Genomic DNA, 15,682 nt, shown 5'->3' on the forward strand with positions numbered 1-15,682 from the left:
ATGAGCATCCCATCGGTCCTTTCGACACGCAACACCGTCCTCGCACTGGCGGCCTTCACGGCGCTGGCCGGCGCGGCCCGGGCCGACGTGCTCGACGACGTCAAGGCGCACGGCGTCGTCAAGTGCGGCGTGACGCAGGCCGCACCCGGCTTCTCGGCCGAGGACAACACCGGCACCCGCAAGGGCTTCGACATCGACCTGTGCAAGGCCATCGCCGCCTCCACGCTGGGCGACGAGACCAAGATCCAGCTGGTCCCGATGGACCTGAAGACCGCCTTCGCGGGCCTGCCCACCGGCGCGGTCGACGTGCTCACGCACCGCTTCACCTGGACCCAGAGCCGCGACGTCAGCGGCCTGAAGTTCCCGAAGGTCATGTTCTTCGACGGCCAGGGCTTCGCCGTGACCACCAAGTCGAAGGCCAACAAGGTGGCCGACCTCAACAACGCCACGATCTGCACCGCGCAGGGCAGCACGTCGGAACTCATCGTGGCCGACTACTTCCGCGCCCACAAGCTCAAGTACAAGATCGTCACCTTCGCCTCGCAGGAGCAGGCCTGGGATGCGTTCGTGAGCAAGCGCTGCGACGCCGCCATCAACGACCGCTCGGGCCTCGCTGCGCGCCTGGCCGCGCTGCCCAACCGCGACGAGTTCAAGGTGCTGACCGAGACCGTGTCCAACGAGCCCATCGGCCCGATCGTGGCCCAGGGCCAGCCGCGCTGGGAAGCCGTGGTGCGCTTCACGCTGAACGCGCTGGTGGCGGCGGAGGAGCTGGGCGTGACGCAGGCCAACGTCGACGAGCAGCGCAGCTCGCAGAGCCCCGACGTGCAGCGCCTGCTCGGCGTCACGGGCGACTTCGGCACCAAGCTCGGCCTCGGCAATGACTGGGCCTACAAGGCGATCAAGGCGGTGGGCAACTACGGCGACGTCTGGGACCGCAACGTCGGCCCCAAGACGCCGCTGCGGCTGGAGCGCGGACGCAATGCGCTGATCGCCAATGGCGGCCTCATGATGTCGATTCCGGTCCGTTGATCGTCCGGGGCCGGCCGCTGCCGCGGTGGCCGCGCCCCTGCTTCCCGCATGACGGCACATCCCCGCCCCAGGCTCTCGCGCGCCGTTCTGCTGGAACGGCTGCCGGGCTATGTCGGGCAGCTCGTGCTGCTCGGGGCCGTGGCCTGGCTGCTGTGGCGCGGCTTCTCCAACTTCGTCGTCAACGCGCACGCGCACGGCGTGTCGATGGGCTATGGCTTCCTGCGCGGCGAGGCGGGCTTCGAGATCGCGCAGGCGATGGTCCCTTTCGGGCCGGCATCGAGCTACTGGGACGCGATCGTCGTCGCCACGCTCAACACGCTGCTGGTGGTCGCGCTCGCCAGCGTGCTCGGCACCCTGATCGCGCTGCTCGTCGCCTTCGGCCGGCTGAGCGCGCATCCGCTGATCCGCGGCGCATCGACGGCCTATGTCGAGCTCTTTCGCAACATCCCGCTCTTGCTGCAGATCTTCTTCTGGTACTTCTCCGCCATCGCACTGCTGCCGGGCGTGGGCGACAGCTTCGAGCTCGGCGCCGTGCTGCTGAACAACCGCGGCCTCTTCCTGCCGCGCTTGCTGATGACCGGCGCCGCGGTCTGGAGCGTCGTGGCGGCGGTCGTGGTTTTCGCCGTGCTGTTCATTGCGCTGCGGCGCGTGCGCAGGGCGCGCGGGGCGGCCGGTACTGGCACGCTCGCGTTGAGCGCCGTGCTGCTGCTCGCGCTGTGCCTTGCGCCGCTGGCGCTGATGCATGCGCAGTTCGCCCTCGACCGACCGGGCGCCGAAGGCTTCAACGTCAGCGGCGGCTTCGCGCTGCTGCCCGAGCTGATCGCGCTGACGCTCGGCCTGTCGATCTACAACAGCACCTTCCTGGCCGAGATCTTTCGCGCCGGCATCCTGTCGGTGCCGCGCGGCCAGACCGAGGCCGCGGCCACCGTCGGACTGACCGGCGTGCGCGCGGCCGTGCTGGTCGTGCTGCCGCAGGCCCTGCGGCTGGCGCTGCCGCCGGCGGCGGGGCAGTACCAGACGCTGGCCAAGGCGTCCTCGCTGGCGGCCGCCATCGGCTATCCGGACATCATGCAGATCGTCGGCGGCACGGTGCTGAGCCAGACCGGCCAGGCGCTGGAGGCGATGGCACTGGTCGTGCTGCTGTACGCGGCGATCAACCTGGTCATCGCGCTGGTGGTGAACCTGGCGAATCGGCGCCTGCTCCGGTCGCAAGGGCGTTGAGATGACTTCCTTCGTCCGCACCACGCTGATCGATCCCCGGCCCGCGCCCGTCGCCGTGGTGCCCACGCTCACGCGCTGGCGCCGGACCTGGTTCCCGAGCGTGGCGATGGGCCTCCTGTCCTTGCTGCTGCTGGCGCTGCTCGTCGTCGCCGGCTGGCGCTTCTTCGGCTGGGCGCTGGTGCGCGCGCACTGGCTCGGCGTGTCGAGCAGCGCCTGCCCGGGCGACGACGGCGCCTGCTGGGCCTTCATCATCGCGCGCTGGAAGCCCTGGCTGGTCGGCGACTATCCCTCGGACCAGCTGTGGCGCGCATGGACCTGCTTCGCGGTGTTCGCGCTGTTCTGGGGCTGGGCGGTGCGGCGCGCGCACGGCGCCAGCCAGCAGCGCGTGCTGCTGGGCTTCGTGCTGCTGCCGGTGTTCTTCTTCCTGCTGCTGCTCGGCAGCGGCGTGCTGCCCTTCGTGCCGCCGACGCGCTGGGGCGGGCTGCTGCTGACGCTGGTCGCCACGCTCGCGACCTTCGCCACCGCCCTGCCGCTGGGTCTCTTGCTCGCGCTCGGGCGCCGCTCGCGGCTGCCGATCGTGCGCTGGCTGTGCACCGCCTTCGTCGAGGGCATGCGCGCGGTGCCGCTGCTGGTCGTGCTCTTCATCGCCGCCACGCTGCTGCCGATGTTCCTGCCGGCCGGCCTGAACGTCGACCTGTTCACGCGCGCGGTCGTGGCCTTCGCGCTCTTCAACGCGGCGATGGCGGCCGAGGTCTTCCGCGGCGGGCTGCAGACCATCGGCCGCGGCCAGCGCGAGGCCGCGACCACCGTCGGCCTGAGCGAACTCGCCGCGCTGGCCCTGGTCGTGCTGCCGCAGGCCGTGACCGCGGTGGTGCCGGCGCTGGTGAACATCATGATCTCGGTGGTCAAGGAGACGACGCTGCTCTCGGTGATCGGCGTCAACGACCTGCTGGGCGCGGTGGAAAGCGGCGCCAAGTCACCGGAGTGGAACGGCGAATCCAATATCCTGACATCCGGCCATGTCTTCCTCGCGCTGGCCTACTTCATCATCTGCTGGGGGCTGTCGCGCTACAGCCGCCGGCTCGAAGCCCGGCGTTGACCCACCTGAATCCCCCCCGATGACAAACCAGATCGCTGCGTCTGCCGATGCCGCCGCCGTGGTGCGGATGAACGGCATCAACAAGTGGTACGACGCCTACCACGCGCTGCGCGACATCGAGCTCGGGGTGGCGCCGGGCGAGCGCATCGTGATCTGCGGCCCCTCAGGTTCGGGCAAGTCGACGCTGGTGCGCACCGTCAATCTGCTGGAGCCTTTCCAGCAGGGGCATCTGCAGGTCTGCGGCGTGGAGGTCGGTGCCGACGCGATCACGCGTGCGGCCCGGCTGGCGGTGAACCGGCGCGTCGGCATGGTGTTCCAGCAGTTCAACCTGTTCCCGCACATGACCGCGCTGCAGAACCTCACGGTCGGGCCGGTGTGGGGCAATGGCGTGAGCCGGCCCGAAGCGCACGAGCGCGCCATGCACTACCTCGAGCGCGTCGGCCTGCTGGCGCATGCGCACAAGCATCCGGCACAGCTCTCGGGCGGCCAGCAGCAGCGCGTGGCGATCGCGCGCACGCTGTGCACGCGGCCGCAGGTGGTGCTGTTCGACGAGCCCACCGCATCGCTCGATCCGGAGATGGTCAACGAGGTGCTGCAGACCATGGAAAGCCTGGCCGGCGAGGGCATGACCATGCTGATCGTCACGCACGAGATGGGCTTCGCGCGCCGCGTCGCCGACCGCGTGATCTTCATGGACCAGGGCCAGATCATCGAGACCGCACCACCGGACGATTTCTTCGAGCGGCCGCAAAGCGCGCGCCTGCGATCCTTCCTCGGCCAGCTGCTGCCGCACTGACCCGCCTCTTTCCCACGGCGACAAAAAAGCGCCACACCCCAGGAGACCTGATTCATGACCGTGATCGATGTCCACACCCACATGTTCACCACCCAGTGGCTCGAACTGCTCAAGGCCGAGGGCGGCATGTACAACATCAAGACGCGCCCCGACGGCCAGCGCGAGATCTTCCGCGGCGACACGCCGGTGGTGCTGCCGCAGGCGGGCCACTTCGACTACGACCTGCGCATCAAGCACATGGACGCGGCCGGCATCGACATCTCGATCGTCTCGCTCACCTGTCCCAACGTGTACTGGGGCGGCGAGGAGGTCAGCTGCCGCGCCGCGCGCGAGTCGAACGACAACATGGCCGAGGCGCAGCGCACGTATCCCGACCGCATCCGCTGGTTCACCTCGCTGCCGTGGGAATACCCGCAGCGCGCGGTCGAGGAACTGGAGCGCACCTGCGCCAACGGCGCGTCCGGCGTCATGGTGCTGGCCAACGTGTCGGGGCGCAGCCTCACGGATCCGTTCTTCGCGCCGATCTGGGCCGAGATCGACAAGCGCAAGCTGCCGGTGCTGGTGCACCCGACCGACCCGCCCGGCGTCGACATGATGGACATGACCAAGTTCGACCTCAGCTGGTCGGTCGGCTTCATGTTCGACACCACGCTGGCCTTCACGCGCATGATCTTCGAGGGCTTCTTCGACAAGTACCCCCATCTCAAGATGATCGCCTCGCACGGCGGCGGCACGCTGCCCTACCTGGTCGGCCGCTTCGAGAAGGGCGACGAGGTGGAACTCGCCGAGCGGCGCCAGATGAAGCGCAAGCCGACCGACTACCTGCGCCACATCTACTTCGACAGCATCACCTACAACCTCGGCGCGCTGCAGTACCTGATCTCGGTGGTGGGCGCCGAGCACGTGATGCTCGGCACCGACTGGCCGCACTGGGTGCACGACACCAAGGGCGCCTTCGCCAACACCGCGCGGCTGCCGCAGGACCAGACCGATGCGGTCCGCTTCGCCAACGCGCGGCGCGTCTTCAATCTCTGAGCCGGCGAGCGAACATGAAACTGCATCTGATGAAAAACATCGCACTGGGTCTCGCGGCCTGCCTCGTCATGGCGCCGCTGTGGGCGCAGACCGACAACAAGCCCCTGCACCTCGTCGTGCCCTTCGCGGCCGGCGGCGCACAGGACGTGATCGGCCGCTACCTCGGTGCCAAGCTCGGCGAGAAGCTCGGCACGACGGTGGTCATCGACAACAAGGCGGGTGCCGGCGGCATCGTCGCAGCGGAGTTCGTGGCCAAGGCGAGCGACGGCGCGACCTTGTTCCTGGCGACCGGCGGCGCCATCACCATCGCGCCGCACCTGCAGCCCAAGCTGCCCTACGATCCGGTGCACGACTTCGCGCCGGTGGCGCTGATCGCCGACACGCCGATGACGCTCTCGGTGCGCACCGAGAGCCCCTACAAGTCGGTCGCCGACGTGCTCGCCGATGCGAAGAAGCGGCCGGGCCAGGTGAGCTACGCCTCGACCGGCAACGGCACCGTGTCGCATCTCACGGGCGCGCTGCTCGCGCAGAGCACCGGCGTGCAGCTGCTGCATGTGCCCTACCGCGGCGCGTCGCCGGCGCTGACCGACCTGGTCGGCGGGCAGGTCTCGATGATCGTCACCAGCTCGGCGTCCATCGATCCGATGGTGGAGAGCGGCAAGGCGCGCGTGCTGGCGACCTTCTCGCGCGCGTCGCTGTCCAACCTTCGCAACGTGCCGACGGTCAGCGACGCGATCGGCGTGCCCGGCATGGAGGTGCCGGTGTGGGTCGGCGTGATGGCGCCGGTGCACATGCCGCAGGAGCGCATCAAGGCGCTCGGCGCGGCGCTGGTCGACATCTGCAAGCTGCCGGAAACGCAGCAGTACTTCGCGCGGCTCGGTGCGGTGAACACCTGCGGCGACGGTGCGGCGCTGGGCAAGGTGGTCGCCGAGGACAGCCAGCGCTGGGCCCGGGTCATCAAGGCCGGCGGGATCAAGATTGACTGAGGCGGCCGCGGGTTCGTCGTTCGGCGATGCGGCGGCGGCGCGGTATCGGGTCGGCATCGCGGGCGCCGGCGCGATCGCGCTGGCCAGCGCGGCCTGGCTGAGCCGGGCCGGCCACGGCGTGATGCTGTGGTCGCCTGGTGGAACGGGCGCCGAGGCGCTGCGCACGCGCGCGCTGACGGTCGAAGGCCTGCAGCCCTGCGCAGTCGCGGTGGAGGTGGCCGACGATGCGGCCCAGCTGTGCCGCGCATCGGACGTGCTGCTGATCGCGCTGCCGCTCAACGGCCACCGGCGCGTGATGGATGCGTTGCTGCCGTGGCTGCGCGAGGGGCAGGTGGTGATCGTGAGCGCGATGGGATCGCTGTCGTCCCTCTATCTGCACGAGCGCGCGCGGCGCGCGGGCAAGGCGCTGACCGTGGCCAGCTTCGGCACCACGGTGCTGACTGCGCGCCGGGAGTCGGATGCGCAGGTCCGGATCATGACGCGGCGCAAGGCCATCGGCGTGTCGGCGCTGCCGAGTGCGCAGACCGCGGCCTGCGTGGCGCTGTGCAGCGCGCTGTTCGGCGACGGCTTCTTCGCGCAGGCCAATGCACTGGTCAGTGCGCTCGTGAACGTCAATGCGGAGTCCCATGGCCCGCTCGCGATCTACAACTGGACGCGCATCGAGCGGGCCGAGCACTGGCCGCAGTACCACTGCATGACGCCCGCGGTGGCGCGGGTGATCGAAACGCTGGACGGCGAGCGGCGCGCGCTCGCGAGCGCCTTCGGCATCGAGGTCGGCACCATCGAGGACCATTTCGCGAAGTCCTTCGGCACCGCATCCGCGCGCCTGGCGGACATCGCGGCCGAGCTGCATGCGAAGCGCGGCGGGCCGCCGGGGCCGACGCGCACGGACACGCGCTACGTGGCGGAGGACATGCCCTTCGGCCTCGCGTTCGTGGAAGCGCTCGGCCGCATCGCCGCCGTGCCGACGCCGGCCACGCGCACCATCGTCGATGCCGCCTCGCTGATCGGCGGCGTCGACTACCGGCTGCAGAACGATCTGCTGGAACCGCTGGGGCTGGCCGGCGAAACGGTCGCCGGCCTGCGCGCGCGGCTGGACTGACTCATGCCGGAAAGACCGGCTCTCCGAGGTTGAGCATCAGCCGGTTGGCCCAGGCGAAGAGCGCCACCGAATGGATCAGGTCCAGGATCTCCAGCTCGGCCAGGCCGGCTTGCCGCAGCGCGCGGATGTCCTCGGCCGCGATCTCGTCGGGCGCCGATCCGAGCCGCACCGAGAAGGCGACGATGGCCTTCTCGCGCGCCGTGGTGCCGGCCGACGAGGGCTCGGTGAACACCTGCTCGATCACGTCGCTGCGCTTGGCGAGCTGTTCGAAGCGTTGCGCGTGAACCGAGGCGCAGTAGACGCAGCCGTTGACGCGCGACTCGACGGTGGCGCCGAGTTCGCGCTCGGCGCGCGGCATGCCGCCGGGCGCGAACATGATCGCGTTGAAGGCGATCGACCGCTGCATCAGGATCTCGGGCTGATGGGCCAGCAGCAGGAAGTAGGGCGAGCTTCGGGCCTGCGCGCTCATCTCGTCCATCGCGGCCAGCTGCGCCGGCGTGGCGGTGTCGAGGTTCACCACGTCCAGCCAGGGCTTCCATGCGAGCACCTCGGTGGTGAAGCCGTGGATGCGGATCGGCTCGCTCATGGCGCCACCTCCGCGGCGGCCATCGCCTGGAGGCCCGCCGCGAGGCGGACCTGATAGGACAGGAAGGCGATCAACTGACCCAGCGCGACGATGGCCGGCGTCGTGAGGCCGCATGCGGCGAGCGACTGCAATGCGGCGCGGTCGCCTTCGATGGGCCGCTGCATGAGCCGGCCCGCGAAGCCCAGCATCGTGCCGAGGCGCGGGTCGGCCAGCGACGACAGCGCGCCGCGCTCGACGGCATCGAGCACCTGCGGCTCGGCGCCTTCGGCCACGAGCCGCTCGCGGTAGTGGCCGGCCAGGCTGTCGGCTTTCGCGACGCGGCAGGCATGCCATGCGACCAGCAGGCGTTCGATCACCGAGAGACCTTCGACCGTCGGCGAGAACATCGCCTCCAGGCTGCCCTGCGTGGCGGCGATGACCTTGGGCCGTTGCTGCCGCACGTCCCAGGTCGGCTGGCCCGCGGCGAGCGGCACGATGGCGTCGATCAGGTCGACGGCCGGCGAGGAAGAAGTTGCGGATGTCATGGCGTGTTGTAGCGGGTGCTTTCGGTTCGGGGATCGCGTGCCGGCCCGGGCGGTGCGGCGGGCACCCACTCGTCGCCGAACAGTTCCGGTTCGTCGTAGGCCTCGAGGCGCGCGAAGTGGTGCTCGAAGTCCTCGCGATAGAACAGGCTGGCCATGCCGCCGGCCAGGCGCCGCGCGCCTTCGCTGATCGCGGGGATGTCGCCCGACACCGTGCCGTGCGAGAGCGCGGCCGGATAGCAGAAGCAATGGATGCGGTCGAGCCCGGGGCATGTGCCCGCGCTCTTTTCCTGGAACTCGAAGACCGGTCCCAGGTCGGGCGAGTCGGACAGTTCCTGGTCGTCGTCGCCGGGCGCGGGCGCGAAGCGATCGCCCCATGCGCGCACGTGGGGTGCAATGGCGGCGAGCTCGGGGCGGTTCTGCCAATCGACCTGGAAGCCGGTGGAGACGATCAGGAAGTCGAAGATGAATTCGCCCTTCGGCGTCGATGCGCGCAGCACTTCGCCGTCCCACGCGATCCGCTGGATCGGGCAGCTCATGTTGAAGCGCGCGTTGGGATGGCGCGAGACGCGCAGCGTGCTGCCGTGCGGCGGCGGCGTGTTCGACACGTTGATGTAGTGGCGCACGCGCCATTTGAGTTCGTCGGGCAGGTCGTAGTGTCCCTGCGTCAGCCCCGGCACGCCGGCGCCCTTGCCCTTGTTCACGCGCGGCAGGTCGTCGCGGCGGATCAGCAGGTCGACGCTCTGCGCACCGGCCTCCAGCGCAGTGGCCGCGCTGTCCATCGCCGACGAGCCGGCGCCGACCACGCCCACGCGCAGGCCGGCCAGCTGCGCATAGTCCATTTCGTCGGAAGAATGCGCCCATTTCGCGCGCGGCAGCGCGCTGGTGAAGGCCGGGATCGCGGGGCCGCCAAGACCATCGCGGCCGGTGGCCAGCACGACGCGGCGCGCCAGCACGTGCTCGTTGCCCGCCGGCGTGCGCAGGTCGAGGCGCACCATCGCGTCGGCGCGCGGATGCACGCCGGTGATGGCGATGTCGTTGCGCACGTCGACCGACATCACGCGCCGGTACCAGCGCAGGTAGTCCATCCATTGAAGGCGCGGGATCTTGTCGAGCGCGGCCCAGGCCTCGGCGCCGTACTGCGCTTCGAACCACGCGCGGAAGGTGAGCGCGGGCAGGCCCAGCGCGGGGCCGGTGAGTTCCTTGGGCGATCGCAGCGTCTCCATGCGGGCCGTGGTCGCCCATGGGCCTTCGCAACCCGCGCTCGAGCGATCGAACACCGCCGCCTGGATGCCCTGCTGCGAAAGAGCCGCCGCCGCGGCCAGGCCGGCCTGGCCGCCGCCGACGATGGCCACGTCCAGCACGCGCTCGCCGTCGTGCCGGCACGCCGGCATCCAGGAGCGCGCGGGCCAGCCCAGGCACTCGAGGTCCTTGGCGAGCCGTTGTTCGAGCGCGGCAAGGCCGCCGGGCCGGGGCGGTAGGGCGAAAGCAGGGTCTGTGGTCATCTTGCAAGGGCTTGGGTTCGACCGAGGCGCAGGGCGGCTGCTTTCGCGGCCCGCGCTCGTGGGGTCGATTGTCGCGGATGGAATTTCGGGATCTGCGTCCGCGGCGCAGCGGACGGATTAAGAAGCGGCAGAGGTAACGCACCCGCAGAAAATTCTCTCCCGGATTGGGCCGCTTGATGTCCGCGTTCGAGAAGTGCTGCAGCCGCAGCGACAGCTCGTGCTGGCCGCGCGCGCCGAAGTTGCGGCCGGTGCCGATCTGTTCGGTGAACTGGAAGGCCGTGCTGAATTGGCGATGGCGCCGATCTGCGTGTAGCCGTGATGGCCCGGGCCGCTGGCTTGCGGCGCGCGCCATTGGCTCAGGAAGAAGTCCCCGTAGAACGACAGCGGGCCGCCGAGGACCGACGGCCCATAGGCCCACGGCGTCACGAGACCCACTTCCATCGCGTTGGTGCCCGTGTCGCCGTGCGGTGCGCGGCCTGCCTCGACGTAGATGCCGTTGGATTGATCGTCAAACGCTGCAGCGCAGGCGGACAGCGACAGCAGTCCGGTGAACACCAGGGCCCTGGCGCATGTCGACATCGTCCGTGCTCAAGGCTGGACCTCGGTGATCTTGGCGCCTTGCACCGAGACGCCGGCTTCCAGGCCCACGTTGGTCAGCACGAAGCCGACGACGGGCTGCCGGATCGTGTTGGTGTCGATGCTGCCGTTGGCGCCGATGGTCGCGGCGGCCACGGTGGCATCCGCGCCGGCGGTCCAGCCCTTGCTGTTGCGGAACTTGTTCAGCGCCTCCTCGGAATTGAACAGATAGATCACCGCCTTCGATTGCGCGCCGGCCTGCAAGCCGATCGAACCCGCGGTCGTGCTGTAGTAGGCCTGCGTGCGGCCGTTCACGCGCAGCGCGCCGCGGCCGTACTCGGCGCCGACGCCCAGGCTGGCACCCACCACCGACGGGAACACCAGCACGCCTCTGGCTCGGGCCACCATGTCGCGCGAGCCCGCCACCGAGTCGTACAGCTTGGACAGCGAGGCATCGACCTGGGCATCGATGGATGTGCGCGAGGAGGTGCTGCTCGCATGGTCGGCCGGGCGCGTGGTGGTGCAACCGACGAAGGCGATGCTGCAGGCGGCCAGTGCGGTGGCGCTGCAGAAAGTTCGGAGACTCGAGGGTTTCATGATGTCCTTCCTTTGACGAAGCAGATGGGAACGATGAGCGTGGCTGCCGACGAGGCAGCGCGATCAAATGCTAGATCGCTGCGCACGCGGTCGAAGCGACAAGGGAAGACGGCCTACGCAAGCTTGCGGCGCCATGGAAGGCGCCGATGCCTGTTTTCTGCGGCGCTGGGCTGACCATCCGAGGCCGAGTCCCTGCGGGCATCGCGGCACCGAAGGCAATGCTGGCTCAGGATGGGGAATTCTTCCTACATACCGGCGTGCGCGCGGCGTCGACCTTCGCATGGATGCAAAGCAAAGCAATGAACGCCGAGCAGCACCGCTGCTCGAACAAAGCAATCATGGGTGGGCCTGAGAAACATACGGAACTGGAAAGACTTCGCAGGATGCTCCACAGCGCGGAGGCGGCTGTGGCCGACTGGCGCGAACGGCTCATCGAGTCGCTGGGTGACCGGATGTGCGGCAGCGGGCAGGGACCGGCGCCCGAGGACCTCGCAACCCTTGCAGCGCTGCAGGCCGAGGAACAGCGCGCCAGGGCCATCCATGCACTGTGCCTGATCTGGGCCGTGGCGCCGTCCGATGTACGCTCGGCGGTCGAACCGACTCCTTCAGGCACGCTCCATGGCCACATCCGCTTTCGAACCCGATGACGATGCCGACGCCTCGGGCATGCGCCGCGGCCTGACCAGCTACGGCGACGCCGGCTTCTCGCTGTTCCTGCGCAAGGCCTTCATCAAGGGCGCGGGCTACACCGACGCCGCGCTCGACCGGCCGGTGGTCGGCATCGCCAGCACCGGCAGCGCGTACAACCCGTGCCACGGCAACGTGCCGCAGCTGATGGAGGCCATCCGGCGCGGCGTGATGCTGGCGGGCGGCCTGCCGATGGACTTCCCGACCATCTCCATCCACGAGAGCTTCTCGGCGCCGACCAGCATGTACCTGCGCAACCTCATGTCGATGGACACCGAGGAGATGGTGCGCGCGCAACCGATGGACGCCGTCGTGCTGATCGGCGGCTGCGACAAGACGGTGCCGGCGCAGCTCATGGGCGCAGCCTCCGCGGGCATCCCCTCGATCCAGCTGATCACCGGCTCGATGCTGACCGGCAGCCACCGCGGCGAGCGCGTCGGCGCCTGCACCGACTGCCGGCGCTACTGGGCGAAGTACCGCGCGGGTGACATCGACGCCGATGAAATCGCCGACGTGAACGACCAGCTGGTGGCCAGCGTGGGCACCTGCTCGGTGATGGGCACGGCCAGCACCATGGCCTGCATCGCCGAGGCGCTCGGCATGACGATGCCCGGCGGCGCGTCGCCACCGGCCGTCACCGCGGACCGCATCCGCATTGCCGAGCAGACAGGTGCGCAGGCGGTGCAGATGGCGCGCGACGGCCTGACCATCGACAAGGTGCTCACGCCCGCCGCGTTCGAGAATGCGATGCGGGTGCTGCTGGCGATCGGCGGCTCGACCAACGGCATCGTGCACCTGACGGCGATCGCGGGCCGCATGGGCCTGGACGTCGACCTCGATGCGCTGGATCGCATGGGGCGCGAGACGCCCGTGCTGCTCGATCTCAAGCCCTCGGGCCAGCACTACATGGAGGACTTCCACAAGGCCGGCGGCATGGCGACGCTGCTGCGGGAGCTCAAGCCGCTGCTGAAGCTCGATGCCATGACCGTGACCGGCCGCACGCTGGGCGAAGAGATCGACCGCGCGGGGCCGGGCTTCGTGCAGGAGGTGGTGCGACCGATCGCCGACCCGATCTATCCCCAGGGCGGCATCGCCGTGCTGCGCGGCAACCTGGCGCCCGGCGGCGCGATCATCAAGCAGTCCGCGGCGGACGCCGGCCTGATGGAGCACGAGGGCCGCGCCGTGGTCTTCGAGAACGTCGAGGACCTGGCCCTGCGCATCGACCGCGACGATCTGGACGTCACGCGCGACGACATCCTGGTGCTCAAGAACATCGGCCCCATGGGCGCGCCGGGCATGCCCGAGGCGGGCTACATCCCGATCCCGCGCAAGCTCGCGCGCGCGGGCGTGAAGGACATCGTTCGCATCTCCGACGGGCGCATGAGCGGCACGGCCTTCGGCACCATCGTGCTGCACGTGACGCCCGAATCCGCCATCGGCGGACCGCTCGCCCATGTGCGCAACGGCGACCGCATCCGCTTGAGCGTGGCGAGGCGCGAGATCACGCTGCGCGTGCCCGATGGCGAACTGGCGCGCCGTGCCGCCGAATCGCCAGTGGCCGAGCCGACGGCCGAACGCGGCTATCGCAAGCTCTTTCTGCAGAGCGTGACGCAGGCCGACCGGGGCGTCGATTTCGATTTCCTGCGTGCGCCGAAGACGCTCGGCAAGGTGCCGCGATAGACAGGCGCGGCGCTTCTCGCGCAGGCGAAAGACTTGCCTGCAAATCGATGAAAAGCGCACGCCGCGCGGCTGCCGAAAACGCGCCGCAGGCGTACGATGGCACAAGCCGAACACACCATGTTCGATCCGGGCAAAGCTCATGAAGACGCGTTTGGTACTGGGTGCGCATGCAGCGGCAGCCATGATCCTGACCTGCATTCCTGCGAGCGGCCAGAGCATGCAGCAGGCCGATTCGCCGATCGCCAGCGAGCAGCTGGAAAGCGACTACCGCGTGATCGCCGCGCGCTGCGGGACACCGGCCTTCGAGAAAGCCTTCACCCGTCGTTCGAAGGCCGCCGTCGCCGCCGGCCTGGTCGTGAAGGGCCGGGATCCCGTCGCTGTCGAGAAGAACATCACCGCCCTGCGGCGCAACCCGATCGTGCTGGTGTCGGCGTCGGCCGATTGCCCTGCCCGCCTGGCCCAGCTGAACGAACTCCTGAAGAGCCGCAACGGCCTGATCAAGGCCGCGCATGAGCGAGGCGCTGCGCGAGGGTCCCGCTGAAACGAAAAAAAAACGGGCCATGCTCGGCGCATGGCCCGGTCCTTCGGGTGCCCGGCTGTTTACAGCGAGGCTTGGTTGAAGCCGCGCGCAGCGGCACGGGCCTCGGCGCGAACCGCGGCGCGGTCGACGTTGCTCGCCAGGATCGGCGCCACGCCAGCCGATGCGCCTTCCGCATACGGGTCGGCGCTGTGCGCGGCGGCGACGGCTTGCGAGCGGATCGTTGCGCGGTCGACGTTGCTGGCCAGAACCGGCGCCACGCCAGCCGATGCGCCTTCCGCATACGGGTCGGCACTGTGCGCCGCGATCACGGCTTGCGAACTCACTTCGGCACGGCTGTTGGCCGAAACGAGGGGATGCACGCCCTCATAGGTTTCGGCTTGCGCACCGGCCACGGCGAGAAGCGAAAGGGCTGCGGCGGCGATGATCTTCGAGGTCTTCATTTTCAATGTCCTTCAAATGCTTTTGGATGATTCGAACCGGTCTTGGGTGGGTCACCGTCCCTTCGGGGGCGGCCACCTCGCTCGGTGCCCTGTTCACCCAGATCCGCCGTGTGGCGGGTCTGTGGGTGAATTGTGCGCTGAGAACTAGGTGAAAACCCTAGGTAAATCGAATCGCGGTGTTCATACGCAGGAAACAATCGACCGAGGGCAAACCCTAGTCTGGGGGTCGATTCTTTGGTGGGAATGAGGAGGCGTGTCGGACAAGGCCGCGTCTTGGCGCGCCTTCGTCCTCAGCCGCCGAAGCGCGGCGCGGGCAAACCCGTGGCGTCGGTGCGAACGGCGAACAGGCCGCCGGCCTCCGGCTCGGCCTCGCGTTGCGCGGGCGTGAGATCGCTGGTCGCGCTGCTGATGAACAGCGTGCGCAGGTCCGGGCCGCCGAAGGCGCAATTGGTGATGTGGCGGGTGGGCAGCTTCACGCGGCACAGTTCGGCCGCGCTCACCGGGTCGTGGCAGCTCACGCAGGCGCCGCCCCAGTGCGCGATCCAGAGCCGGCCGGCGGCATCGGTGGTCATGCCGTCGGGCAGGCCGTCGCCGTGCGCGAAGCGCAGCCATTCGCGCTTGCCGCTCGGCGTTCCGGTCGCCATGTCGAAGTCGTAGGCGAAGACGCGGCCTCTCACCGTGTCGTTGAAGTACATCGTGCGGCCGTCGGCCGACCAGGTCGGGCCGTTGGTGACCGCGAAGCCGTCGTCGTGCCGGCTGCAGCGGCCGTCCGGATCGAAGCGATAGAGCGCACCGGTCGGTGCCTTGCAGGCGAAGTCCATCGTGCCGCCCCAGAAGCGGCCCTTCGCATCGCACTTGCCGTCGTTGAAGCGGTTGGCCGTGCGCTCCGGTTCAGGCTCGAGCAGATACCGGGGCGGGACCTCGGCCGCGGCAGGATCGAACAGCGCGAAGCCGCGGCGCAGCGTGACGATCAGGCCCGGGTCGCCGGCGCGCTCGGCAACCGCCGAGATCTCCTCGTCGAAGCTCCAGCTGGTGCGCATGTCGCTCGCCGGATCGATGCGATGCAGCCGCCGCTCGAGGATGTCGACCCAGTACAGCGCCTGCTCGCGCTGCGACCACAGCGTGCCCTCGCCGAGCGTGGCTGCGGCGGGCCAGATGCAACGGGGCGCTTCGAGAATCGACGGTGCAGATGACGAGGGATTGGTGTTCAAGCAAGTCTCCTGGGGTATTTGTCCTTTGCGGGAAACACCGCGGATCTGGCTCTGCCAGTCCGCCGGTGTT

At 69.3% G+C, this 15,682-nt stretch carries 16 protein-coding genes and 1 pseudogene; 10 read left to right on the plus strand and 7 right to left on the minus strand.

The window, feature by feature from the left end:
- From WDLP6_RS04910 to WDLP6_RS04940, 7 genes are read left to right on the plus strand one after another with little or no spacing between them, the layout of a single operon-like run.
- Nucleotides 1–1,029: an amino acid ABC transporter substrate-binding protein gene (locus WDLP6_RS04910; RefSeq protein ID WP_162591447.1), complete on the plus strand. Its 1,029-nt coding sequence runs from the start codon at nucleotides 1–3 to the stop codon at nucleotides 1,027–1,029.
- Between the two features lie 48 nt (nucleotides 1,030–1,077).
- A complete protein-coding gene (locus WDLP6_RS04915; protein WP_162591448.1) occupies nucleotides 1,078–2,250 on the plus strand; it encodes an ABC transporter permease subunit in 1,173 nt (390 codons plus the stop codon).
- Nucleotide 2,251: 1 nt separating this feature from the next.
- Nucleotides 2,252–3,349 (plus strand): amino acid ABC transporter permease, encoded by a 1,098-nt coding sequence (locus WDLP6_RS04920; protein ID WP_162591449.1) that lies wholly within the window; start codon nucleotides 2,252–2,254, stop codon nucleotides 3,347–3,349.
- A gap of 19 nt (nucleotides 3,350–3,368) precedes the next feature.
- Nucleotides 3,369–4,145, plus strand: coding sequence for an amino acid ABC transporter ATP-binding protein (locus tag WDLP6_RS04925; RefSeq protein WP_162591450.1), 777 nt, complete (start codon nucleotides 3,369–3,371; stop codon nucleotides 4,143–4,145).
- 54 nt (nucleotides 4,146–4,199) lie between these two features.
- Nucleotides 4,200–5,180: an amidohydrolase family protein gene (locus WDLP6_RS04930; RefSeq protein WP_162591451.1), complete on the plus strand. Its 981-nt coding sequence runs from the start codon at nucleotides 4,200–4,202 to the stop codon at nucleotides 5,178–5,180.
- A 29-nt stretch (nucleotides 5,181–5,209) separates the two neighbouring features.
- Nucleotides 5,210–6,166 carry a Bug family tripartite tricarboxylate transporter substrate binding protein gene (locus tag WDLP6_RS04935; RefSeq protein ID WP_232076961.1) on the plus strand — a complete coding sequence of 319 codons (957 nt, stop codon included), beginning with the start codon at nucleotides 5,210–5,212 and terminating at the stop codon, nucleotides 6,164–6,166.
- Nucleotides 6,159–7,268, plus strand: a complete 1,110-nt coding sequence (locus WDLP6_RS04940; RefSeq protein ID WP_162591453.1) for an NAD/NADP octopine/nopaline dehydrogenase family protein — start codon at nucleotides 6,159–6,161, stop codon at nucleotides 7,266–7,268. Before WDLP6_RS04935 ends, WDLP6_RS04940 begins: the two co-directional genes overlap by 8 nt.
- A 1-nt stretch (nucleotide 7,269) precedes the next feature.
- Here WDLP6_RS04940 and WDLP6_RS34980 read toward each other — a convergent pair whose 3' ends face one another.
- The 5 genes and pseudogenes from WDLP6_RS34980 to WDLP6_RS04960 form a co-directional block, all read right to left on the minus strand.
- The gene (locus WDLP6_RS34980; RefSeq protein WP_162591454.1) at nucleotides 7,270–7,854 is read right to left on the minus strand and encodes a peroxidase-related enzyme; all 585 of its coding nucleotides are present in this window, start codon (nucleotides 7,852–7,854) and stop codon (nucleotides 7,270–7,272) included.
- A complete protein-coding gene (locus tag WDLP6_RS34985) occupies nucleotides 7,851–8,378 on the minus strand; it encodes a CMD domain-containing protein (RefSeq protein ID WP_162594963.1) in 528 nt (175 codons plus the stop codon). Before WDLP6_RS34985 ends, WDLP6_RS34980 begins: the two co-directional genes overlap by 4 nt.
- Nucleotides 8,375–9,880, minus strand: coding sequence for a flavin-containing monooxygenase (locus tag WDLP6_RS04950; RefSeq protein WP_162591455.1), 1,506 nt, complete (start codon nucleotides 9,878–9,880; stop codon nucleotides 8,375–8,377). Before WDLP6_RS04950 ends, WDLP6_RS34985 begins: the two co-directional genes overlap by 4 nt.
- A gap of 193 nt (nucleotides 9,881–10,073) precedes the next feature.
- Nucleotides 10,074–10,232: pseudogene (locus WDLP6_RS34990) on the minus strand (acyloxyacyl hydrolase); the annotation flags it as partial.
- 236 nt (nucleotides 10,233–10,468) lie between these two features.
- The gene (locus tag WDLP6_RS04960; RefSeq protein ID WP_162591456.1) at nucleotides 10,469–11,053 is read right to left on the minus strand and encodes a BPSL1445 family SYLF domain-containing lipoprotein; all 585 of its coding nucleotides are present in this window, start codon (nucleotides 11,051–11,053) and stop codon (nucleotides 10,469–10,471) included.
- 218 nt (nucleotides 11,054–11,271) lie between these two features.
- Between WDLP6_RS04960 and WDLP6_RS04965 the strand changes: the two genes are divergently transcribed.
- From WDLP6_RS04965 to WDLP6_RS04975, 3 genes are all read left to right on the plus strand, one after another.
- On the plus strand, nucleotides 11,272–11,700 hold the full coding sequence (locus tag WDLP6_RS04965) for a hypothetical protein (protein ID WP_162591457.1): 429 nt from the start codon (nucleotides 11,272–11,274) through the stop codon (nucleotides 11,698–11,700).
- Nucleotides 11,672–13,420: an IlvD/Edd family dehydratase gene (locus WDLP6_RS04970; RefSeq protein ID WP_162591458.1), complete on the plus strand. Its 1,749-nt coding sequence runs from the start codon at nucleotides 11,672–11,674 to the stop codon at nucleotides 13,418–13,420. The genes WDLP6_RS04965 and WDLP6_RS04970 overlap by 29 nt, the downstream gene beginning before the upstream one ends.
- Before the next feature lie 139 nt (nucleotides 13,421–13,559).
- A complete protein-coding gene (locus WDLP6_RS04975; protein WP_162591459.1) occupies nucleotides 13,560–13,961 on the plus strand; it encodes a hypothetical protein in 402 nt (133 codons plus the stop codon).
- A 59-nt stretch (nucleotides 13,962–14,020) separates the two neighbouring features.
- Here the strand turns inward: WDLP6_RS04975 and WDLP6_RS04980 are convergent, their stop codons facing one another.
- Both WDLP6_RS04980 and WDLP6_RS04985 read right to left on the minus strand, forming a co-directional pair.
- Nucleotides 14,021–14,401, minus strand: a complete 381-nt coding sequence (locus WDLP6_RS04980) for a helicase SNF2 (RefSeq protein WP_162591460.1) — start codon at nucleotides 14,399–14,401, stop codon at nucleotides 14,021–14,023.
- A 290-nt stretch (nucleotides 14,402–14,691) separates the two neighbouring features.
- Complete coding sequence (locus WDLP6_RS04985) at nucleotides 14,692–15,612, minus strand: SMP-30/gluconolactonase/LRE family protein (RefSeq protein ID WP_232076962.1); 921 nt, start codon at nucleotides 15,610–15,612, stop codon at nucleotides 14,692–14,694.
- Between the last annotated feature and the right edge of the window lie 70 nt (nucleotides 15,613–15,682).

This window comes from Variovorax sp. PBL-E5, from assembly GCF_901827185.1.
Lineage (GTDB): Bacteria > Pseudomonadota > Gammaproteobacteria > Burkholderiales > Burkholderiaceae_C > Variovorax.